Below are 22658 nucleotides of genomic sequence, written 5' to 3'. Positions count from 1 at the left end.
GAGGCCGGTCCGCGGGGGTTCACGGTGCCGTCCGGTGTTCAAAAATAGCGGAGCACGATATAAGCCCAGGCGAGCACGCTGCTCAGGGCTGTCACCACGATCCCGTACCGGGTGAACTGCCAGAACGTGATCGCGTGGCCGGCCCGCTGGGCGATCCCCAGGGCGACCACGTTCGCGCTCGCGGCGACTGCGGTGCCGTTCCCGCTGAAATCCGCGCCGAAGGCGAACGACCACCACAGCGCCTGCCCTTGTTTCGGGTCGGGTGTTTGTTCGACCAGTCCTTCGACCACCGGAGCCATGGTGGTGGTGTACGGGATGTTGTCGATGAACGCGGCCACCACGGCAGACCCGAAAACGAGGACGCCCGAGGCCAGCAGCGGATTGTCGCCGAAGGCCGCCACGGCGGTATCGCCGAGCAGGCCGATGACCCCGGTGTGCACGAGTCCGGCGACCATGACGAACAGCCCCATGAAGAAAACCAGCGTCGCCCATTCGACTTCGCGCAGGATATCGCGGATATCGAGGCCGGAGATCAGCACCATGGCGCCGGCGCCGAGCAGGGCGATGATCGACGGCGCCACGTGTAGCAGCGAATGCAGGCCGAACCCGATCACCACCCCGGCGAGGACCAGCATCGAACGGGTGAGCAGCCGCGGGTCGGTGATGGCGCGACGCTCCTGCAGCGCCATCACCGTGGCGATGTGCTCGGAAGGCTGCCGTAGATGTGCTCGGAACAGCCAGCGGGTGAAGAGCACGAACAGTATGAAGATGACCGTCACCGCCGGCGCCATATGGATCAGGAAATCGTTGAAGCTCAGACCCGCCCGGCTGCCGATGATGATGTTGGGCGGGTCGCCGACCAGCGTGGCGGCGCCGCCGATATTCGCGGCCAGGACCTCGGCGATGAGGAACGGCTGCGCGGCGAAACCCAGCCGCCCGCACACGACGATGGTCACCGGCGCGACCAGCATGATGATGGTGACATTGTCGAGCAGCGGGGAGGCGACCGCGGTGATGAGCATCAGCATCACCATCAGGCGGAACGGGCTGCCGCGGGAGCGTTTCGCGGCCCAGATGGCCAGGAAATCGAACAGGCCGGTGTGTTTGATCACGCCGACGATCACCATCATGCCCAGCAGCAGGAAGATGACATTCCAGTCGATCCCGGCGTGCGCGTTGTAGAAGACCTCCTCGCCGGGCACCAGGCCGAGCACTGTCATGGCCGCCGCGGCGACCAACACGACCTTGACCTTGTCCGCGCGTTCGGTGGCGATGAACCAGAACGCCCCGACGAAAATCGCCACCGCCAGGATCTGGTTCATGGGCTACCTCGCCTCGGCCCGGCGGGATTCAGTCCTCGGGCCCGGCGACGGCCAGGCTGATCAGCAGTCGTTCCAGGGTGATGCCGCCGATGAGGGCGTGCCCGCGGTCCACCACCGCCACCAGGGGGCTGTGCCGCTGCGCCATCAGCGCCGCGATCTCCAGCAGGGTCGCGTCCCGCCGGACCACGGCCGGGCGCGGCGCGTGCTGCGGAAGACAGTCACCGACCGTGAGATGTCCCGGTTCGCGCCAGAACAGTTCGGCGTTCAGCTCATCGATGGTGCGCACGAGTGCCGGATCGTTCTGATAGGAACTGGGAATCGCCAGGCGCAGCACCTGGGTGCCCGGTAATACGGCCACCGGCCGGTCCGCCTCGTCCACCACGATCAGGCCGGGCAGCCGGTTCACCACCATCAGGCGCATGGCCTTCGCGACCGGGTCGCCGGGCCGGACGGTCGGCAGGTGGACGGCGATATCGTGAGCTTGCATCGGAGGGTCCCGTCGCGCGTGCGGGGAGAGCGTGGTCATGGCCGCGACCCGTCGCCGGCGAGCCGGTCCACCAACCGTTCCAGCCGCGCGACCCGGTCGGGTAGCGGTGCGCTGTGCAGCAGATCGGCGAGTTGGTCGGCTTCGTCGGCGCCCAGGGCGACCGACTGGACGGGTTCGTCGGCGGCGCCGTGGTAGACGAGGATGTGTTTCCCGCCGTCGGCGCGGGTGACCAGTGCGAACCGGTCGCCGCCGCGAGTTCGCAAATGGTGGACGGTGCCCTGGCCCGGTACGGTGCTGCGATCGATATGCACCCGAACGCTCCTCCCGCCACCGATTCGTCTTCGCTCCCAGTTTTCGCGAGCGAGGGTGGCGTCGGCCATCGGTGCCGGCACCCATCTGTGGTGGCCGACGCTGTGTAGTGCGCCGCCCGAAATGGGTGCCCGGCCTCATGGACACCTCGGCGGTCAGCGGCCAGACTGAGGTCATGGACCGTCCGGGAAGTGGTATCGGCCTGTTCCGGCGGCACACCCGGACCCCGGCGGATGCGCTGTTCCGGCGGATCTTCCTCATCAACGGACTGGTGTTCACGCTGGGCACACTCGTGCTGGCGTTATCGCCGGCGACGGTGTCGTCGCGGGTGCGGTTGACCGAGATACCGGTGCTGGCGGTGGGCCTGGGTGTCATCCTGGCCGCCAACGCCTTCCTGCTGCGGACCAGCCTCGCGCCGCTGGACGAACTCATCGCGTCCATGCGGCGGGTGGACCCGTTACGGCGCAGCGGCCGGGTCGACGACCGGGGCAACGGCGATCTGGCCCATCTGATCGACTCGTTCAATGCCATGGTGGACCGGCTCGAGGCCGAGCGGGCCGCGGCCAGTGCCTCCGCGCTGGCGGCTCAGGAAGGTGAACGGCAGCGGATCGCCCGCGAACTGCACGACGAGATCGGGCAGAGCCTCACGGTCGCGTTGCTGTCGATGAAACGGGCCGCCGACCGCGCGCCCACCGATGTGGTCGATGTCCTGCACGGCGCGCAGGAGACGGTGCGCGGATGCCTGGACGAGGTCCGCGGGATCGCCCGGCGGCTGCGCCCCGACGTGCTCGACGATCTCGGCCTGTCCAGTGCGCTCACCGCGCTGTGCAGTGAGTTCTCCTCCACCACGGGGGTCGGGGTACGGCGTGAGGTGGACCGGAACCTGCCGCGCCTGTCCCCGGATATCGAACTGGTCTGTTACCGGGTGGCACAGGAGAGCCTGACGAATATCGCCCGCCACGCCGACGCCGGGCGGGTGGGGTTGAGCCTGCGCGTGCGCGGTGCCGCGCTGGTCCTGCGGGTCGGCGACGACGGACGGGGCGGGGTGGCCGAGGACGGCGCCGGAATCCGCGGGATGCGTGAACGCGCGCTGCTCGTGAACGCCACCCTGACCATCGATTCACCGCCGGGGCGCGGCACCGTGGTCTGCCTGACCATCCCGCGCCGCGGGGAAGGGAGTGCGCCATGACAGCACCGGCTCGCATCCTGCTCGCCGACGATCACGCACTGGTCCGGTCTGGACTGCGGATGATCCTCGACGCCGAACCGGATCTCACCGTGGTCGCCGAGGCCGCCAACGGGCACGAGGCCGTACAGCAAGCCGGCGCCGTACCCATCGACCTCGCGATCCTCGATATCGCCATGCCCCGGCTGACCGGTATCCAGGCCGCCCGCGAGATCCATCGCAAAACACCGGGCGTGCGGATCCTGATGCTGTCGATGTACGACAACGAACAGTATTTCTTCGAATCACTGCGGGCCGGCGCCTCCGGTTATGTCCTGAAATCGGTCGCCGACCGGGACCTGATCGAGGCGTGCCGCGCGACCTTGCGCGGGGAGTCCTATCTGTATCCCGGTGCGGTGAATTCCCTGATCCGCGAATGGCTGCAACGCGCGGATCGCGACGAACCCGTTCCGCAGACACTGCTCACCCCGCGCGAGGAGGAGATCGTCAAACTCGTCGCCGAGGGGTACTCGTCGCGCGAGATCGCCGGGGACCTGGTGATCAGTGTGAAAACCGTGGACCGTCACCGCGCCAACATCCTGCAGAAACTGGGACTGCGCGACCGGCTCGCCCTGACTCGCTATGCCATCCGTGCGGGTCTGATCGAACCTTGATCGCCGCTGCGTACCGGTCCCGCATGCGGCCGCGGACCCGGCGGTTTCCGGGGCATTGTGGAAAGCGCGCCGGCGCTACGGGCCGGTTCCGGGAGCCGGTGCGAAATCATCGAGGCCGTTGGTCCGCGTATTGTGCGCGGCCCGGATCATCCATCTGTCCTGGTGTTTCACCATGACCAAGGTGATCAGACCGGTACGGTCCTCGGCCGCGTCCGCGCCGGGTAACCGATGCTCCGGCCAGCTCCAGCGGGTGTGCACCAAGGCCACCTCGGGAGTGAGCGCGGCAATGCTCAGTACCTGCTGGGTGTAGTTCTTTTTCTGCCGGAGTACCGGCTCGGGGACGTCCTTGTGGCCGTCGATATTGTCTTGGCGCGTGCGCCACCAGATTCCGCGATGGGTGATGAAATCCGAGTCTTCGGTGAAATAGGTTCCCCATTCGTCCATATCGTGGCCGACCCACAATGCGGTGTGGGCCGCCAGTGTGGTCCTGATGTCGTGCTCGTCCTCCGGGCTCATACGACCACTCTGAAACCTGAAGTGGACTTGATGTCAATCGGCCGGTGGGGTGGGCGGGTGCTCGGGAATCACGCCCACGTGGACCGGTGACGATCGCGGTGATTCAGCCGAGGCCGTGTTCGCCGATCTCGGTGGTGAGGTCGGTGCCGTTCAGTTCGAGGTAGAGCCGGCGTTCCAGCACCGAGACAGTGGCCGTGTTACGGCGTACCAAGGCGGCGGCCGCAGCGTCGACGAAGGGGCGGTCGAGGCTGTAGAGCGGTATGGTCTCGACCCGGTGGATGCGTTTCCCGGTCAGCGCCGCGCGGACTTTCGCGGGGTCGCGGTGGGTGTAGACGGCCACCCGGCCCGCGAGTTTGCTGGCCCGATGGACCCGGTCGGCATCGGGGGCGCCGACCTCGATCCAGGCGGTGATCTGCCCGGTGAGATCGCGGACCAGCACGGCCGGTTCGTCGGTCGCCGACACCCCGCCGTCGCTGAACGCGATCCCGTCCTCGTATTCGAGGCAGTAGGCCACCAGCCGGGTCACCAGGAACTCCGCGGTTTCCGACGGATGCCGCGCCAGGCGCAACTCCAGCTCCTGGTAGACGCCGCGATCGACGTCGGAGAGGTGGACTGCGAAGGTGTGCAGGGTCGCGCCGATAGCCATAGTCGGGTCAGCCTAGTACCCCGGCCGAACCCCGTTACCGCGTGTACTAGCCGGACGCCCGCCGCGCCGGGGAAATTCTCGCTACGATCGCGTCGTGGGAGAGTTCTCCGCATTGAGCGGGCGTGAAATCGAACAGATCTGGGTGTGGAAATCCTTTATCCGCTTGGTTTTCGAACTCGGAACCGCCGGCGCGCCCGGCGTCCATATCGACCTGACGGATTGCCGGCTCCACGACGCGGCGGGCGGAACACAGGATATCCGGGTCGAGGACGACCCACTCACGGCAGGCCCGGTTCTGGGCCTGCTGAACCACCGCGTGACCGCCGCGCGGGTGCGGGACTGGGAACTCGTCCTCGGCTTCGACACCGGCGCGTCGATCGTCTGCCCGCCCCAGGGCCCCTACGAGGCGTGGACGGCCTGTCTGCACGACAACCTCTGGATCTGCCCGCCCGGCGGGCCCGAGTCCGGCTGGCCCCATCCGTGAACCCGGCCCGGCCCGACCGGGTGTTCTGCCGCCACCACCGCAGTCGCCGTATCCGGTGCGAGCCGGCCACAGCAGTCGGCGGGTACCGGCCCTGAGCCGGCACCTCACCGCATCGATACAGGAATGCGCCCGCGCGCGCTGTGCCGGGGAGCGCCGCCACGATTCCGCTCATCCCGCGATATTCGCCGGCGACCGGTGTACCCGGTACAGCGGGTGACAACTCGACGGAGGCGGTCGATCGCGAACCGCCGTACCGGGGCCGTTGCGGCGGATCAGGAGGCGGCGGGACCGGCTACGTTGCGGTGCAGGACCACCTGAACCACCGAATCGTCCGCGGCGGTGAGCCGGTGCATCAGCCCGGCGTCGATATGGAGCACCGACCCCGCCGCGAGCCGGTGGGTTTCCCGGCCGGCCGGGGTGTCGACGTCCAATTCGATATCGCCGCTGAGGCATTGGACGAGGATCGGGCCGGGCGCGCGGTGTTCGTCGAGGATCTGACCGCGGCGGAAACTGATCCGGACCATGGTCAGGCCGCTACCGCTCAGCAGGCGCTGGGCGTGGGGGGCGGCGCCGTCGCGGGGTGTCCACTCGGTGGTGCCGGTGGCTACGGGGCTGCTGGTCGTCTCGCTCATGCTGCCGGCTTCCTTGCGATGATTTCGATGGCGGTGAGATGGTGGCGATGGCGCTCGAAGGTGGCGCGCATATCGAGTACCCGGGTGCGAGCGGATTTGTCGCGCAGGACGTTGCGGACGATCCGCGCGGTGCCGAGCAGGCCCTCGTCGGCCAGTACCCGGCGCGGGCGCAGCAGCGCCATCGCGGCGAAACCGACGGTTTCGATCTCGAACCCGCCCGCCACCAGGAGCGCGACCCATTCCTCCCGGGTCAGCGGCCGGGCGTTGACCTTGATGGAGCGGGCGAGTGCTTTGCGGATATCGGTTTTGACGCTGTCGGGCAGGTCGTCCGGCGCCAAGGCCATTTCGTGGATGGCGTAGCGGCCGCCGGGGCGCAGCACCCGGAACGCCTCGGCGATGATCGCGGATTTGTGCGGATCGGTCTGCATGGTGAGCATGGCTTCGCCGACCACCGCGTCCGCGGATTCGGCGTCCAGGCCGGTATCGGCGGCATCGCCCCGGCACACCGTGCCGGCATCGCCGATCGCGGCGGAGGTGAGCACGGCCGCCGCGTCATCGGCCTCCACGCCCCGGTAGCTCGCCGGTCGCCGGCGCAGGATCTCGGTGGCGGTCTTACCGAGCCCGGGGGCGAGTTCGACGACGTCGGCGCCGCTGAGCCGGGCGTCGTCGAGCATCCGCTCGGTGAGTTCGCGCCCGCCGGGTCGCAGAATGCGTTTACCGAGCCGGGCCAGTAACCAGTGGCCCGGTAGATGCGCGGAATCGCGCTGTTCGAAGGGGAGTGGTGCGTTCATGCGGGCTCCTGCCGGTGGGGTTCACGGTTCTACAATCCAATTGCGGGGGAGTGGCCGGGTGGTGTGAGAGGAGTGCGATGGCCGGGACGCGTAAGCAGCGCGACAGGGTTCTGGCGCTCGTACGGGATTCGCTGGAACCACTGGACGCGCCGGTGATCGCGCGCACGCTGGGGATCCACATCACCACCGCGCGTTTCCATTTGAACGCCCTGATCGACGAGGGCGTGGTCGAGGGCACCTGGCTGCCGTCGGTGACGGTGGGCCGGCCCCGTAAGGGCTATATCGCCGTGGGCGCGGACCCGATGGCGACGGTGCTGGACGCGTTGCTGGCCCAGCTCGGCGACACTCCGGAGTTGCGGCGGGCCGCCGGGGTCGCGGCCGGCCGGGCCTGGGCCGACGGTTTGACGGGGATCGCGGCCCCGCAGGACGGAGTGCCGGATCCGGTCACCGTGGTGGCGACGACGCTGAACCGGCTGGGGTTCCGGATCGCGTCCACGGTGTCGAGTTTCGGAGTGCACGAGATCCGGATGTGCAACTGCCCGCTGCGCCGTATCGCCCGGGGCGCGCCGGAGATCGTGATCGGTATCCAGCAGGGCTTGATCGAACGGGTGCTGGAACGGCATTCGGCGGCGCTGGCAGCCCAGTACGACGTCGCCACCACCCCGGATGCCGCCGGCGATTGTGGTATCACACTGCGGTTGAGCAGTCGCGTACCGAGCGCGAACTGAGCCGGACATTGTCTCGCCTCCTTTCCGGCAGTTGCAGCAGTTCCTCGTATCGATCATTTAAATGAGTATTGACCCGATGGATTAGGCTACGCTAACTTTCTGATGTCAACAGGTACTTTAGCCGACTTCGCCGCTTGCCGGTAAATCATCTCGAGAGGTAAATAAATGAAGAACTACCACCTCGTTGCCCGCGCCACGGCCGCCGTGGCAGCGGTGGTGGCGATCCTGGCCGGTACGGCGCTGCTGTCCGCTCCCGCCGCTTCCGCCCAGTCCGGCGAATTCCGGATCACCAGCGAGGTGCCGTCTCTCGCGGAATTGAACGCGCAGGTCCGTTTCCTGGTCGCCACCGCCGCGTCCGACGAGGCCAAAGCGGCCAATCTGGAGGGCGGGATGGACGCGGTGGTCGTTCCGCGCACCGTGTACCGGCTGGGACTGTTCCGTGCCCCGCTCGGCTCGGGCGAGGTGACCGGGCCCGAAACCCATACCGCCACCGAACACACCGCCATGCTGCGCACCAGCTCGTCGGGTCGGCCGGCGCTGGCGATGGAGGTCACCTGGAAGCGCATCGACGGTACGTGGAAACTGGCCAACAGCTCGCTGTGCGCGGGCGTGCAGGCGGTGGGTCTGTCGATCCCGTGCACGTTCTGACCGGGCGATGATCGAACTGCGTGAGCTCGCCGTGGGTTTCCCGGGCAGGACCGTCCTGGAGGTCGAGGCGATGACCGTCCCCGACGGCGCGCTCACCTGCCTGCTCGGACTCAACGGCACCGGGAAAACGACTTTGTTGCGCGGTATCTGCGGGATCATCGCACCGGCCGCGGGATCGGTACGCGTCGACGGACAGCCGGTGCGTGCGCATCGTGAGACCCCGGCGACCCTAGGTATGCATCTCGACTACCGGGCTTTCGATCCACGCCATACCGTCCGGCGGCATCTGCGCTGGATCGCCCGGGCCCGCGGGATCCCCACCGCCCGAGTAGGTGAGGTACTGGATATCGTGCGGCTCACCGACGTGGCCGACCGGCGGCTCGGCCACTATTCGCTCGGCATGCTGCAACGGGCCGGAATCGCCGCGGCGCTGCTGTCCGCGCCGCGGACATTACTGCTCGACGAACCGTTCAACGGACTGGATATCGCGGGCATCCGCTGGCTGCGCACACTGCTGCGCGATCTCGCCGAAGCCGGGACCTGTGTTCTGGTCACCACGCATACCCTCGACGAGGTCGAGCGCACCGCCGACCGGGTGGTGGTCCTCGGCGGCGGCCGGGTACTGGCCGACGACACACTCACCGGGCTGCTGGAATCGCGCCGCCCTGCGGAGAAGACTCTCGAGGACGTCTATCTCCGGATCGCCGGTATGCCGGGCGATCCCACACCGGCAGGCGGGCGGTCGTGAGCCCGGCGGCGGTTCGGATCTGCCGCGGTATCGCCGCGGAATGGACGCGGACGGCCGGACGCGGTTTCCTCTGGACGGTCGCGGTACCGCTGGCAATACTGCTGCCGCTGCTGGTCACGTTCGGGATCGCGGCGGTCGCCGAACGGTTCGCGACGATCCCCGGGCAGTTGGAGGTGATGTCGGTGGCCACCGCGAACTCGGTGTACTGGGTGATCACTTCGGCCGTTTCGGTACTGACCGTGACCGCGGCCTACGCCCATGCCGCCGCACAGCGGGGCCGGACGAGTGACCTCGCGGCCTTCCTGTTCCCCCGCGCGTGGACGATGGCGCTGGCCCGCTGGATCTTCTACGGCGTCGTCGCTGCACTGGTCACCCTGGTGCTGCTCGTGCTGATCATGACGGTGCTGCCGTTGCGCTTCCCGCATGTCTACGGCGCGGTGGATATCGGCAGCCCGGCCGGCATCCGGTTCCTGTGGACGGTGCCGCTCTACGCGTTCATCGCCTGTGGGATCGGTATCGCCGTCGGCTCGGTGGTGCGCGCCCCCGCGGCAGCTGTGGCGGTGGTGCTGTTCTGGGTGCATCTCGTGGAGAATTCGATCAGCCTGCTGCCCAACGGGTATGCCCTGCAGGCGTATGCGCCGTTCCTCAACGGGGTGGCGGCGACCGGGCAGGAAATGGCGTTCCTCCCGCGGTTCGGGCCGACGGGCTCGCTGATCTACTTCCTGGCCGTCGCGGTGACGCTCTTCCTGTTCTCCGTGGCCGTACGAGCGGCCGCGCCGCTGCGGCGCCGGCGGATCCGGTGAAGCGTCCGGCGGTCGGCACGTAACCGCAGCCCCGGGAAACGACGGTAGCCCCGGCCGAAAAGACCGGGGCTACCGTCGTTTCCGTAGAACGTGCCGATCAGCCGAGGCTGAAGGGCTGGCCCCATACGCGGAATTCGGAGATGCCCTGGTCGGTGCTCACCTCGACCCGCACGAACGAGCGGGCCTGGGCGTAGCCGCCGCAACCGTTGAGGGCGATGGTGCTGTCGCTCCAAGTCACCGAGCCGTTGGCGCCCTTGAACTTGATCGCGAAGGTGTGACCCTCGTTACCGTAGACATCCGGCTTCTCGAGGTCGAGGAGCAGGAACGAGGTGGCCTGGCCGGGGCCGAGGGTCAGGTTGCCACCGCTGCTGAGCTTGCCGGTGACGTTGTCGCCGTTACCGGTCACGTCGGCGCCGCCGTTGGCGCCGCCACCGCTGATATCGACCTGGCAGCCCACGACATAACCCGGGGTGATCTTGGTGCCGTTGTGCTCACCGTGCACCTCGACCTGCGCGCTGCCCGAGACCCACGCGTTGCGGTGCAGCGGAGTCGAACCCATGGAGGGGTTGATCAGCGCGGATTCGTTGGCGATCCGGGCGGTGACCCCGAGCCCGTTGGGCAGGGTGTGATGCAGTTCGCCGCCGGGCAGCGGGACGAACGTATCGGCGTTGGCGGCGCCGGTCGAGAGCAGACCGACGGCGGCGGCTGCCGCGGCGGCGACGCTCGCGATGCGCACGGCGCTCTTCTTCACTACAGACATGAGATTTTCCCTCTCGGAAGAGATATTCCGTTCAGCGACGGATTGATCGACCAGTGGTGACGTGCGTCAGCCGATGCTGAACGGAGCTCCGTACAGGGTGGTCTTGGAATAGTGGTCGCCGATGATCTCGAGGACCGAGTACGAGCGGGCCTGGGCGTAACCGCCGCAGCCCTCGATGTTCATTTCGACATCCTTGTAATCGACCCAGTACTGGCCGGGCTTCTTGATATCGACGCCTTCGATGTGGACGAACTTCACTTCGCCGGGGCCGAGTTTCACGCTCAGGGATCCGCTGCCACCCAGGGTCGAGGTGCTCAGGCTGCCGGCGATACCGGCCTGGAAGGCGTTCTCGGCGATGCTGACCTGGCAGCCGACGATATAGCCGGTGCTCAGGCGGGAGGAGCCGTGGGTGGAGGAGTTGTTGGTACCCGGCGCGTTGGTCGGGCCCTTCCACGGCCCCGGGTCGCCCTCGGGGGTCTGGGTGACGTCCGCGTGCACCTGTGCGGTCAGCCAGGCGACGCGGCCCGCGCCGTTGGCCGACAGCGACGGCGAGATCAGCGCGCTCTCGTTGACGCGAACGATCTTCCCGTTCGGGCCGGCCTTCTCGCCTGCCGGTAGCGGCACGAACGTATCCGCGGTCGCCGTTCCACCGGCAACGCCGAGTACAGCCGCCGCCGTCATCGCCGCGGTGGCAGCAATCCCTTTGAAATTCATCGTGTGTCCCTCATGGTCTAGCGAATGCCGCCGGATGCGGCCGTGGCCGCGGCAGCCGGCGACAGCGGCAGCACGAGATCCCGGATCGTGACGCGCGAAACGCGGGTCCTATCCGGTTGCTGCGCATTCGCAGGTGAAATCCGGTGGATGCAGAAGGCCCACCGGTGGTGTCGAATCGTCGCTACCTGGGCGATCAGGTGACGAAATGCTGCGCCATCAAATCCCTCATCCCTGTGTATCTCTTACAGCCCGGCCGGGTGTGGCCGGTGGCTCCGCGCCGTGCCGGAGCGGATGGGGAGGCGGTACAGCCGGCAGCGGAGTGCATCCCGTCATCCTTTCGCTCCTGCGCCCGTGGTCTCGCGACAGCCGGACCCGAAACAGTCGGCGGCTGCTGCGAAACCGCCGGTGCGGTTTCGGCACAGTCTGTTGCTAGCCTGGTCAGGTTAGGTTAGCCTGCGCTCACTATAAAGGTTACTTAACAAAAATTGTGAGCTATGACCGTGACGTATCTCATATACGCCGGGAAGGGACGGGTTCGATGCACAGTTCATGTAGCACCGCGTCATGACGGCCGGTTCGTCCTATGAATACCACACCCGAACCTCTGCCCGCAGGTGGATGGGGTGGTTACTTGCCGCCGGCTTCCTGATTCTCGCCTGCGTACTCAGCCTTGTAGTCGGTGTCAAGCAGATTCCGATCACGGAGATCTTTACTGCGTTGTGGCAGCACAGCGGATCACCGGATGATCTGATCATCAGCGAATACCGGCTGCCGCGCACCCTGCTCGGGCTACTCGCTGGCAGTGCGCTCGGGATCGCCGGATGTCTCATGCAGGGCCTCACCCGCAACCCGCTGGCCGATCCCGGATTGCTCGGAATCAACGCGGGCGCGGCCTTCGCCATCGCGGTCGCGGTCGCCTATCTGGGCGCCAGTGGGATCGCCTCCTATGTCTGGTTCGGTTTCGCCGGGGCGGCGGTAGTGTCGGTGGTGGTGTATCGGCTGGGGACCGTCGGTCGCGGTGGCACCGACCCGATCCGCCTGACCCTGGCCGGCGTCGCGGTGACCGCCGTGCTCACCGGTGTCACCAAGGGGCTGATCCTGCTGAACTCGAGCGCCTTCGAGGAAATGCGGCAGTGGGACGCGGGCGCGTTGACCGGCCGCGGCTACGACGTACTCGCCGGCGCGACCCCTTTCATCCTGATCGGAATCGTTTTCGCCGCCGTCGCCGCCCGCTCGCTCAACGCCGTGGCGCTGGGCGACGATATGGCCCGCGCGCTCGGCGTACAGGTGACCCGCACCCGCGCGTTCACCGCCCTGGCCCTGATCCTGCTGTGCGGTACGGCGACCGCGGCGGTCGGGCCGATAACCTTCGTCGGCCTCGCGGTACCGCATATCGCCCGCTGGATCGTGGGACCGGACTATCGCTGGATCGTGGCCTATTCGCTGGTGCTGGCCCCGACCCTGGTACTGCTGGCCGATGTGCTCGGCCGGATCGCCATCCCGCCGGACGAAATCGCGGCGGGTGTGGTCACGGCGTTCCTGGGCGCTCCGGTGCTCATCTGGCTCGCCCGCCGGGCGGAGATGAGGCAATCATGACCACCCTGGGTAAACCATCGCGGATCGGCGCCGTGGCGACGATCGATTTCGGCCGCACGGTCCGGGTGCTGCGGTTGCGCCGGCTCACCGCCCGGTTCGGAGTGCGCAGCGTCGTGGTCTGCGCCGTGCTGCTCTTCGCCGCCTGCGTCGTATCGCTGCTGGCCCTGGGTACCGGGGATTTCGCGATACCGCCGGACCGGGTGCTGCGGGCGCTGGTCGGCAGCGGCGCGGGCAGCGATGAACTCGTCATTCTGGAATGGCGTTTCCCGCGGGTGCTGATGGCGCTGGTGCTCGGCGCGGCACTCGGAATCAGCGGCGCGATCCTGCAGTCGGTGACTCGGAACCCGCTGGGCAGCCCGGATATCGTCGGCTTCAACTCCGGTGCCTATACCGGCGCATTGCTGGTGATCCTGGCCGGTGGCGGGTATTACGCCACCGCGGCGGGCGCGGTCGGTGGCGGGCTGGTCACCGCGCTGGCGATCTTCCTGCTCGCATTCCGGCAGAACATCAAGGGATTCCGGCTGGTGATCGTCGGTATCGGTATCGGCTCGATGCTGGCCGCGGCCAACACCTGGCTGATCCTGCGCGCCGATCTCGATACCGCCATGTCGGCCGCGGCCTGGGGGGTGGGCACGCTCGACGGGCTGACCTGGGCCGAGATCACGCCGGCGCTGGTGGTGCTGGCCGTGCTCGCGATCGCGGTGGTACCCGCGGCGCATCAGTTGCAGATTCTGGAACTGGGCGACGATACCGCGCAGGCGCTGGGGGTCCGGGTCGGCCGGGCGCGGGTGATCCTCACGATCCTGAGTGTCGCGTTCACCGCTGTCGGCACGGCCGTCGCGGGACCGATCGCCTTCGTCGCGCTGGCGGCCCCGCAACTGGGCCGCCGACTGGCCCGGACGCCGACCACCGCGTTGCTTCCGGCGGCGGCGATGGGAGCGCTGCTGCTGGCGGTGTGTGATTGGATCTCGCGCCGCGCCTTCGCGCCGACCACCGTGCCGGTCGGCGTGGTGACGGCGTCGGTCGGCGGCGCTTATCTGGCCTATCTGCTGGTGGCCGAGGCTCGACGGAACTGAGGAATCATCGTGGACGAAAAACCGGAGCGCGGCGAATCCGCGCAGCACGCCGTCGCGCCACAGGCCGCCGCGGATGCCCGGTTACGGGCCGACCGCCTGCGGTTGGGCTACCGCAACCGGGTGATCAGCGACGAACTGACCGTCGATATCCCCGACGGCACCTTCACCGCCATCATCGGCCCGAATGCCTGCGGTAAATCGACGCTGCTGCGGGCGTTGTCGCGACTGCTGGCGCCCGAATCCGGCGCGGTACTGCTGGACGGCAAGGCGATCGGTTCCTATCCGGCGAAGGAGGTGGCCCGCCGGATCGGGCTGCTCCCGCAGAGCTCGACTGCACCGGAGGGGATCCGGGTCGCCGATCTGGTGGCGCGCGGCCGGTATCCGCACCAGTCGCTGGTCCGGCAGTGGTCGCGCGGCGACGAGGAGGCGGTGGCCGCGGCGATGGCCGCCACCGGGGTGGCGGAGCTGTCCGGGCGGCTGGTCGACGAGTTGTCCGGCGGGCAGCGGCAACGGGTGTGGATCGCGATGGTGCTGGCCCAGCAGACGCCGATCGTGCTGCTCGACGAGCCCACCACCTTCCTCGATATCGCGCACCAGATCCAGTTGCTGGACCTGTGCCGCGAACTCAACCGGGATACCGGCCGGACGGTGGTGGCGGTGCTGCACGATCTCAATCACGCATTCCGCTATGCCGATCACCTGATCGCCATGCGCGACGGTGCGGTGGTGGCCGCCGGGCCGCCGCGGGAGATCGTCACCGCGGAACTGGTGCACAAGGTCTTCGACCTGGGTTGTCGCGTGATCGACGATCCCGAAACGGGCACACCGCTGGTGGTTCCGCTGGGTGAGAAGGCCGTCCGGGTGGGCTGATCGGCGGGAGGTGAGCGCAGAGTTCGACCGCAGTCAAGTTGTTTTACTTTAGTAAAGGTTAGGCTAACCTCAACTGTGGTCGTGTGTTGTGCCAGGGGTTCCCACCGGTGGCGCGACAGGCGAAAGTGGTTCACAGCGAAGGGAGTTGCCGTGCCGGCGGCAGTGCAGAACGCGTCGACGATCAGCGGGGCAGGACTACCGCTCACCGGCCCGCAGCTGGGAATCTGGAATGCGCAGCAGTTCGACCCCGAATCCGGCCGCTACCTGGTCGGTGAGGTCCTCGAAATATCGGGCGCCGAACCGATCGACGTCGCTGCGCTCGCCGAGGCCATCACGCGGACCGTCGCCGAGGCCGAGAACATGCGGTTGCGGTTCCGCGAGACCGCTTCCGGCCCCCGGCAATTCGTCGCCGACGAACCCGCCGTTCTGCGCCCGACCATCGACCTGCGGGGCGCCGCCGACCCGGTGTCGCTGGCCCACGAGGCCGTCGCCCTCGAACGGCACGAGGCTGCCGGGCGGTGCCGCGGGATGGTCGACCGGCGGCTGTACAGCTACACGCTGATCCGGCTCACCGAATCCGAAGTCTGGTGCGTGCAGCTGTACCACCACCTCATCGTCGACGGCTACAGCGCGGCACTGCTGTCGCGCCGGGTGGCCGCGCACTACACCGCGCTGCGCCGGGGCGCCGAACCCCCGAAGGCGACCTTCGGCACCATCGCCGACCTGGTAGCCGACGAGCAGGCATACCGGGAGAGCGAGCAGTTCACCGCCGACCAGGAGTACTGGCGCGAACAGCTCAGCCCCGCCCCCGCGCTGGACGGCCGCGGTACCGCGCTCGGCGGCGCGGTGGAACGCACGATCCGCGCCGAGGCGATACTGCCGGTCGCCACCCTCGACCGGCTGCGCAACTGCACCGAGCGCTACCGGATCACCTGGGCCGACGGGCTGATCGCCTGCTACGCCGCGTATATCCAACGGCAGCTCGGAACCTCCGATGTCGTCCTCTCGATGCTGATGATGGGACGCGTCGGGCGGATCGCGCTCAGCACACCGGCGATGGCGGTGAACGTGCTACCGCTGCGGCTGGCCGTACCCGCCCACGAAACGGTGGGCGAACTCGGCGTGCGGGTCGCGGAAACACTGCGCGAAATGCGCAGACACCAGCGCTACAGCGGTGCCGACCTGGCGCGGGACCTGAGCGGTTTCGGTGCGGGCGAGCTGTTGCACGGGGTCGGGATCAATCTGAAGGTCTTCGATTTCGCGCTCGACTTCGACGGCGCCAAGGGCGTACTGCGCAATGTGGCGGGCGGACCACCGGAGGATCTCGGCCTGGTCGTGACCCCGCTGCCCGACAAATCCATCCTGCTGAACTTCGAATGCGATGCCCGCACGAACGATCCGGATACCGCCTACCGCCGGATGGCGGGACTGGTGCGGGTCGTCGAGGCATTCACCGAACTGGACAAGGTGCAGGTCGGTGCGCTGGAACTGATCGACCGCGACGATCGGGCCCGGCTCCAGGCGCAGCGGTGCGGGCCGGCGGCCGCGGCCGGGACCGAACTGGTGGCGGCGGCGCTGGACCGGATGGTCGCCGAATATGCCGGCGATACCGTGCTGGTCGCCGGTGCGCGGCGATACACCGGTGCCGAACTGGGCGCACAGGTCTATCGGCTGGTCCGGTACCTGCGCGAGCAGGGCGTACGCCCGGGCGACCGGGTGGGTGTCGCGCTACCGCGCACCGCCGATCTGGTGGTGGCGCTGCTGGCGGTCTGGCGGGCAGGCGCGACCTACCTCCCGCTCGACCCGGAACATCCGGCGGCGCGGTTGCAGACGATGATCGCCGACGCCGCCCCGGTACTCGTGCTCACCGGCGACCCGCTGGTGAACGAACTCGATTGCCGTACGGTCGCATTGGACGACGACGAGGTTCGCGCCGCGATACAGGAGTATCCGGACGGGCCGCCCGCCGCGGCTGCCGTCCGTGGCGATCACGCCGCCTATGTGCTCTACACCTCCGGTTCCACCGGCACTCCCAAGGGCGTGGTGATCGACCACACCGCCCTCGCGCAGTTGCTCGCCGGGCATCGGTCCGGGATCTACGCCGAAACCGTCGAACGGGCCGGCGGCCGCCGGCTCGCCATCGCGCACACCACCTCATTCGCCTTCGACGCCGCACTCGACCCGCTGCTGTGGCTGCTCGACGGCCATCGAATCCACCTGTACGACAGCGCGGTCCGCCGCGACCCCGCCGCGCTGGTGGCCGCCTTCGGCGCCGACGGAATCGAGGTCGTCGACGGTACTCCCACCCTGGCCGCCGCGCTGTTCGCGCACGGTTTGACCGCGGCGCCGCCGCGCCTGCTGGTTCTCGGCGGCGAGGCCTGCCCGCCGGACCTGTGGCAGCAGGTGCAGCGCGCCGGGATCGCGGCGGTCAACCTCTACGGGCCCACCGAGGCCACCGTCGACGCCATCGGCGCACCCGTACGCGGCACCGATCCGCATATCGGTGTGCCGCTGCCCGGTGTGCGGGCCTATCTGCTGGACAACGGTTTACAGGTGGTCGCGGACGGGCAGCCCGGTGAGCTGTACCTGGCGGGCGCCGGGATCGCGCAGGGCTACCTGGGCCGGCCCGGGGCCAGCGCCGAACATTTCGTGGCCGACCCGTTCGGCCCGCCGGGCGCACGGATGTACCGCACCGGCGATCTGGCGCGCTGGGTGCCGGGGCAAGGCTACTTCTATGCGGGCCGGGCGGACGCGCAGATCAAGATCCGCGGGCACCGCATCGAAATCGGCGAAGTGGAGGCCGCGTTGAGCGGGCTGCCCGAGGTCGTCGCCGCGGCCGCCGATATCCGCGAGCTCGGCGGGCGCCCGAGCCTGATCGGTTATGTGGTCGCCACCGCCGAAGCCGCGGCGCAGGTGCGGGCCGGCGCCGCCGATCTGGGTGCCCGGCTGCGCAACCGGCTGGCCGATACGCTGCCCGACCCGATGGTTCCCACCCGTATCGTGGTGCTCGACGAACTCCCGTGGACGGTCAACGGCAAGGTGGATCGGCCCGCCCTGCCCGACCCGGTGGAGTCCACCGGTGGGCGGACGCCGGTGACACCGGCCGAACAGGCGATCGCCGAGACGGTCGCCGAACTGCTCGGCCGCGATACCGAGACCGTCGATATCGACGACGATTTCTTCGGCGCCGGCGGCGACAGCATCACCGCGATCGGTGTCTGCGCGAAACTACGCGAGCGCGGTTTCGTCCTGGCACCGCAGGACCTGCTGACCCGCCGTGGCCTCGCCGATCTGGCGGGTGCGGCAGAGCCCGTCGCGGTTTCGGGGGCGACCGGCCCGGAGCCGGTGCCGCGCCCGGAATCGGTGACGATTGCGCTACCGCCGCGAGGTATCGCGGAACTGGCCGCCGTCCACGGGCCGATCGCCGATGTGCTGCCGCTGTCACCGCTGCAGGAAGGGCTGCTGTTCCACGCATTGCGCGACGGTGCCGCCGATGTCTACACCCTCACGGCCCGTTTCGAACTGTCCGGCCCGGTGGACCCGCCCCGGCTGGCAGCGGCGTTCACCGAGGTACTGCGCCGGCATCCGAACCTGGGTGCCGCCTTCCACTACGACCGGGTCGATCAGCCGATCCAGGTGATCCCCCGCGACCCCCGGATCGCGTGGCGGTTCGAAGATCTGAGCGACCGGCCGGACGCTGTGCAGCGCGCATCGGCGCTGGAGCAGACCGCCGGCGCGGAACTGTTCGATATCGGTGCGCCGCCGCTGCTGCGCGCGCTGCTGATCCGGCTCACCGATACCGTGCACCGGCTGGTGCTCACCGCCCACCACCTACTCGCCGACGGCTGGTCGATCCCGATCGTGCTGCGCGAGATGCTCGCCCGCTACCACGGCGAGGAACTGCCCGAACCCGGCTACTACGGCACCTATCTGGCCTGGCTCGCCGCCCGCGATACGGTCGCGGAAACCCGGCGCTGGGGCGAATACCTGGCGGGTCTGGAGGCGCCGAGCCTGATCGGCGCGCCCGGATCGCGGTCGGCCGCGATCGGGTTGCCGGTGCCGCTGACCGAGGACACCGCGATCGCGCTCGAAACATTCGGCCGGGCACACGGACTCACGATGAACACACTGTTGCAGGGTGCGTGGTCGATGGTGCTGGCCGAACAGTTGGGCCGTACCGATGTGGTGTTCGGTGCGGTGGTATCGGGCCGGCCCGCGGATCTGCCCGGTGTGAGCGGCATGGTCGGGTTGTTCAGCAATACCGTTCCGGTGCGAATGGTCCTCGATCCCGGGCAGCCGGTGGCCGAGCAGTTCGCCGCCTTCCAGCGGACCACACTGGAAATGCAGAACCAGGGCTATCTGGGCCTGGCCACCGTGGAACGCGCCGCGGGGGTCGGGCGGCTGTTCGATACGCTCGTCGTCTACGAGAACTTCCCCAAAACGGGTGTGGCACCGAAGGAAACGCACGATATCGGCGTTGCCGACGTCGCCGTGCACAGCCTCACCCACTACCCGGTGACCGTGACCGCACTACCCGGCGACCGGTTCCGGCTCATGCTGCACTACGCGCCGGGCGCGATCGAGGAAGCGGTCGGGCAGCGGCTGGCGGCCCGGCTGGGCGCCGTGCTCAGCGCGCTGACCGACGACCCGGCGGCCACCGTGGGAGCGCTACTCGACGGCACCCGGCATCCGGACAGTCACGGTGCGACACTGGCCGATTGGCGATCGGCGGCGGAGATCGATCCCGCGTCCCCGGCGCTCACCGCGGACGGGATCACGATTTCCTATCGCGAATTCGGCGAACGCGCCGATCGGCTGGCCCGCTGGCTGGTTTCCCGGCAGGTCGGGCCGGAGACGGTGGTGGTGGTCGCGATGCGGCGCTGCGGGGAAGCCGTAATCGCCGCGCACGCGATCAGTCGCGCCGGCGGGGTCTATCTTCCGGTGGACCCGGGGCAACCCGCCGAACGGCTGGACACGATTCTCGCGACCGCGGCCCCGGCACTGGCCCTCACCACGAGCGCCGACGGTTTCACGACCGGACGGGCACCCGTCGTCGCCACCGACACCCTGGACCTCACCGGTTTCGCGGCCGGTGCGCTCACCGACGCGGACCGGCGCGCGCCGCTGCGCCCGGACAATGCCGCCTACCTGCTGTTCACCTCCGGGTCCACCGGGGTGCCGAAGGGGGTCGCGGTGAGCCATGCGGCCATCATCAACACTTTCGCCTGGTTACAGGAACAGCATCGGTTCGGGGCAGGCGACACCATGTTGTACCGCACCCCGGCCACCTTCGACGCCTCGCTGCTGGAGATCTACCTGCCGCTGCTGGTGGGCGCCCGGATCGTACTGGCCCGCCCCAACGGTCACCGCGACCCCTACTATCAGGCGGAACTCATGGCCGGCGAGGGAGTCACCGCCGTGCAGATGACGTCCTCCATGCTCACCACGATGGCCGAGGAAAGCGACCTCACCGGGTGCACCGCGCTGCGCTGTGTGTTCACCGGCGGCGAACCGCTCCCACCGGCCACCGCGCAGCGGTTCCGGGAAGTCACCGGAACCGAGGTGAACAACCTCTACGGACCCACCGAGGCCGCGGTCTGCATCACCTACCACGTCACCGACGACACGGATCTGGATACGGTGCCCATCGGCCGCCCGCCGGGCGGTGCGGGCGTACGCGTACTGGACGAGCGGCTGCGGCCGGTGCCGTTCGGCACGGTCGGCGAGCTCTACCTCACCGGTGTGCAGTTGGCCCGCGGCTACCTGCATCAGCCGGCGCGCACGGCGCATACGTTCGTCGCCGACCCCGCCGGCCACGGTGAACTCATGTATCGCACAGGTGATCTGGTGCGGTGGGGCGCCGGTGGCGAACTCGACTACATCGGCCGCACCGACAGTCAGGTGAAGTTGCGCGGCCAGCGGATCGAACTCGGCGATATCGAATCGGCGGTCCTGCGCCGGCCCGAGATCGCCCAGGCCGCCGTGATCCTGCGCGAAGATATTCCGGGCGACCAGCGCCTGGTCGCCTACCTGCGCGCCCGCTCCGGCGCCACCCTGGACACCGAGGTGTTACGGGCTGCCCTTCGTGACGTCCTGCCCGCCTACATGATCCCCGCGGCATTCGTGGAACTCGACGAGATCCCGATGACCGTCAGCGACAAACTCGACCGCAAAGCGCTGCCCGTCCCGGAATACCCGGTGGACGTGGCCACCGCACCGGCCCCCACCCAGGCCACCGGTCCGGGCATACCGGTTGCTGGTTCGGGTGTAGTGAGCGCGCCCCAGACCGCCGATTCGGGTGTGCCAGGGGTGTCCCAGGTTGCCGATTCGGGTGTGCCGGTCGTACCGCAGACTGCCGGTTCGGCTACGCCGGCGGCGGCTCCTGGAGTACCGGTCGTGGCGCCGGGTGCGCCGGCAGCGGTTCCCGGTGGGCCGGCCGGCGAAGCGGGAACGGCGGGTGCGGTCACCGCTGCCATGGCGGCCGTACTGGGAATCGCGGCGATCGGGCCGGACGACGATTTCTTCGCCGCCGGCGGTCATTCGCTGACCGCCGTACGGCTGGTCGGGCGATTGCGCCGCGCCGGATACGCGGTTGTGGTCGACGACGTTTTCGACGCGCCGACCGTCCGCGCCCTCACGGCGCGCATCGAAGGCGTGTTACCGGCCGGCGGAAACGGCTCCACCGCTGCGGGGTCCGGTATCTCGGCTGCCGGCGGGTCGAACGCAGTCGTGTCGGGTGCTGTTGCGCCGGGTGCGGTCGTGTCGGGTGCTGTTGCGCCGGGTGCGGTCGTGTCGGGTGCTGTTGCGCCGGGTGCGGTCGTGTCGGGTGCCGCAGTGCCGGATGCTGCTGGGACGACTGTTGTCGCGCCGGGGATCTCGGTATCGGAGGCGGCAACGCGGGAGATCGGGTTCCCGGGGCCGGTGTCCGAGGAGATCGCCATGCTGGGCCGGCGTCTCGATCATGTGCTGCGGCTACGCGACCGCGGCGCGGGCGAACCGCTGTTCTGCGTGCACCCCGTCGGCGGCACCGCCTGGCAGTTCGCTCCGCTGGCCCGGCGGCTGCGCGCCGACCGGCCACTGATCGGCCTTCAATTGCCTGCCCTGCGCGGTGCGGATTCCGGGGCTGGGACCCTCGACGAATTGGCCGCTCGCTATCTGGAAACCGTGCGTGAGATCCAGCCGGTGGGCCCCTATCATCTGCTGGGCTATTCGCTCGGCGGCAATATCGTGCACGCCATGGCGGCGGCGCTCACCGCGGGCGGCGCGGAGGTCGCGTTCGTGGGCCTGGTCGATTCGCATCCGCTGGCCGGCCTCGCCGAACAGGCCGGCGCGGCGCTGGCGGATCCGGCGCGACTGGACCGCTTGCTGCCGGAACTCCCCGAGGACGCCCCCGATCTGGCCGCGCTCATCCGCGGTGCGGCGGGCGAGCTGCTGCGGATGGTCACGAAATCGGTGGCGCCGCAGTATTCCGGACCGATGGCGCTCTACGCCGCCGACCCGGGCGAGGAACAGGACGCACCGCGCGTCGCCGCGCAACTGGCCGGCTGGCGGGCGGCCGGCGCGCGCATCGTTGCGCGCCGCCTGCCCTACACCCATTTCGGGATCGTGGCCGACGCCGGCTGGGCCGAGGTCGCCGCGCTGCTCGATACCGACCCGGCATTGCGGACCTGACCGTGTGGGCCGGCCCCG

The 22658-nt window shown here is 68.9% G+C and carries 20 protein-coding genes; 11 read left to right on the top strand and 9 right to left on the bottom strand.

The genetic code is table 11. The annotated features are described in order from the left end of the window. Window positions 1-38 precede the first annotated feature (38 nt). From IU448_RS18940 to IU448_RS18930, 3 genes are read right to left on the bottom strand one after another with little or no spacing between them, the layout of a single operon-like run. Window positions 39-1322: an ArsB/NhaD family transporter gene (locus tag IU448_RS18940; RefSeq protein WP_195057007.1), complete on the bottom strand. Its 1284-nt coding sequence runs from the start codon at window positions 1320-1322 to the stop codon at window positions 39-41. A gap of 28 nt (window positions 1323-1350) precedes the next feature. Further along, a complete protein-coding gene (locus IU448_RS18935) occupies window positions 1351-1809 on the bottom strand; it encodes a CBS domain-containing protein (protein ID WP_195057006.1) in 459 nt (152 codons plus the stop codon). Between the two features lie 35 nt (window positions 1810-1844). Then, window positions 1845-2120, bottom strand: coding sequence for a hypothetical protein (locus IU448_RS18930; protein WP_195057005.1), 276 nt, complete (start codon window positions 2118-2120; stop codon window positions 1845-1847). A 173-nt stretch (window positions 2121-2293) separates the two neighbouring features. Between IU448_RS18930 and IU448_RS18925 the strand changes: the two genes are divergently transcribed. Together IU448_RS18925 and IU448_RS18920 are read left to right on the top strand one after the other, a co-directional pair. Beyond that, complete coding sequence (locus IU448_RS18925; protein WP_195057004.1) at window positions 2294-3307, top strand: HAMP domain-containing sensor histidine kinase; 1014 nt, start codon at window positions 2294-2296, stop codon at window positions 3305-3307. Then, window positions 3304-3957 (top strand): response regulator, encoded by a 654-nt coding sequence (locus tag IU448_RS18920; protein ID WP_195057003.1) that lies wholly within the window; start codon window positions 3304-3306, stop codon window positions 3955-3957. Before IU448_RS18925 ends, IU448_RS18920 begins: the two co-directional genes overlap by 4 nt. 75 nt (window positions 3958-4032) lie before the next feature. Here the strand turns inward: IU448_RS18920 and IU448_RS18915 are convergent, their stop codons facing one another. Then, a complete protein-coding gene (locus tag IU448_RS18915; RefSeq protein ID WP_195057002.1) occupies window positions 4033-4473 on the bottom strand; it encodes a YybH family protein in 441 nt (146 codons plus the stop codon). 103 nt (window positions 4474-4576) lie between these two features. Beyond that, the gene (locus IU448_RS18910; RefSeq protein WP_195057001.1) at window positions 4577-5119 is read right to left on the bottom strand and encodes a YaeQ family protein; all 543 of its coding nucleotides are present in this window, start codon (window positions 5117-5119) and stop codon (window positions 4577-4579) included. 94 nt (window positions 5120-5213) lie between these two features. Here IU448_RS18910 and IU448_RS18905 point away from each other — a divergent pair, with 94 nt between their 5' ends. Beyond that, complete coding sequence (locus IU448_RS18905) at window positions 5214-5603, top strand: DUF6188 family protein (RefSeq protein WP_195057000.1); 390 nt, start codon at window positions 5214-5216, stop codon at window positions 5601-5603. A gap of 272 nt (window positions 5604-5875) precedes the next feature. Here the strand turns inward: IU448_RS18905 and IU448_RS18900 are convergent, their stop codons facing one another. Both IU448_RS18900 and IU448_RS18895 read right to left on the bottom strand, forming a co-directional pair. Continuing rightward, window positions 5876-6235, bottom strand: a complete 360-nt coding sequence (locus IU448_RS18900) for a cupin domain-containing protein (protein ID WP_195056999.1) — start codon at window positions 6233-6235, stop codon at window positions 5876-5878. Then, window positions 6232-7026: a class I SAM-dependent methyltransferase gene (locus IU448_RS18895; RefSeq protein ID WP_195056998.1), complete on the bottom strand. Its 795-nt coding sequence runs from the start codon at window positions 7024-7026 to the stop codon at window positions 6232-6234. Before IU448_RS18895 ends, IU448_RS18900 begins: the two co-directional genes overlap by 4 nt. A gap of 77 nt (window positions 7027-7103) precedes the next feature. Here IU448_RS18895 and IU448_RS18890 point away from each other — a divergent pair, with 77 nt between their 5' ends. The 4 genes from IU448_RS18890 to IU448_RS18875 all read left to right on the top strand — a co-directional run bounded on the left by IU448_RS18890 (window position 7104) and on the right by IU448_RS18875 (window position 9953). Next, window positions 7104-7754, top strand: coding sequence for a transcriptional regulator (locus tag IU448_RS18890; RefSeq protein ID WP_195056997.1), 651 nt, complete (start codon window positions 7104-7106; stop codon window positions 7752-7754). A 165-nt stretch (window positions 7755-7919) separates the two neighbouring features. Next, on the top strand, window positions 7920-8402 hold the full coding sequence (locus IU448_RS18885) for a hypothetical protein (RefSeq protein ID WP_195056996.1): 483 nt from the start codon (window positions 7920-7922) through the stop codon (window positions 8400-8402). 7 nt (window positions 8403-8409) lie between these two features. Next, window positions 8410-9150 carry an ABC transporter ATP-binding protein gene (locus tag IU448_RS18880; RefSeq protein WP_195056995.1) on the top strand — a complete coding sequence of 247 codons (741 nt, stop codon included), beginning with the start codon at window positions 8410-8412 and terminating at the stop codon, window positions 9148-9150. After that, window positions 9147-9953: an ABC transporter permease gene (locus IU448_RS18875; RefSeq protein WP_195056994.1), complete on the top strand. Its 807-nt coding sequence runs from the start codon at window positions 9147-9149 to the stop codon at window positions 9951-9953. The genes IU448_RS18880 and IU448_RS18875 overlap by 4 nt, the downstream gene beginning before the upstream one ends. Window positions 9954-10050: 97 nt before the next feature. Here IU448_RS18875 and IU448_RS18870 read toward each other — a convergent pair whose 3' ends face one another. Next, a complete protein-coding gene (locus IU448_RS18870; RefSeq protein ID WP_195056993.1) occupies window positions 10051-10713 on the bottom strand; it encodes an MspA family porin in 663 nt (220 codons plus the stop codon). A gap of 66 nt (window positions 10714-10779) precedes the next feature. Further along, window positions 10780-11427 (bottom strand): MspA family porin, encoded by a 648-nt coding sequence (locus tag IU448_RS18865; protein ID WP_195056992.1) that lies wholly within the window; start codon window positions 11425-11427, stop codon window positions 10780-10782. A gap of 618 nt (window positions 11428-12045) precedes the next feature. On the opposite strand from IU448_RS18865, the gene IU448_RS18860 reads away from it, so the two are divergent. From IU448_RS18860 to IU448_RS18845, 4 genes are all read left to right on the top strand, one after another. Then, window positions 12046-13023 (top strand): iron chelate uptake ABC transporter family permease subunit, encoded by a 978-nt coding sequence (locus IU448_RS18860; RefSeq protein WP_228813613.1) that lies wholly within the window; start codon window positions 12046-12048, stop codon window positions 13021-13023. Next, complete coding sequence (locus tag IU448_RS18855) at window positions 13020-14099, top strand: FecCD family ABC transporter permease (RefSeq protein ID WP_195056990.1); 1080 nt, start codon at window positions 13020-13022, stop codon at window positions 14097-14099. Before IU448_RS18860 ends, IU448_RS18855 begins: the two co-directional genes overlap by 4 nt. A gap of 96 nt (window positions 14100-14195) precedes the next feature. Next, window positions 14196-14969 carry an ABC transporter ATP-binding protein gene (locus tag IU448_RS18850; protein ID WP_228813708.1) on the top strand — a complete coding sequence of 258 codons (774 nt, stop codon included), beginning with the start codon at window positions 14196-14198 and terminating at the stop codon, window positions 14967-14969. A gap of 150 nt (window positions 14970-15119) precedes the next feature. After that, a complete protein-coding gene (locus tag IU448_RS18845) occupies window positions 15120-22640 on the top strand; it encodes a non-ribosomal peptide synthetase (RefSeq protein WP_195056988.1) in 7521 nt (2506 codons plus the stop codon). The last annotated feature ends 18 nt before the right edge of the window (window positions 22641-22658 follow it).

It is taken from the genome of Nocardia flavorosea (assembly GCF_015477805.1).
GTDB lineage: Bacteria > Actinomycetota > Actinomycetes > Mycobacteriales > Mycobacteriaceae > Nocardia > Nocardia flavorosea_A.
This window is presented reverse-complemented; position numbering and strand designations above follow the sequence as displayed.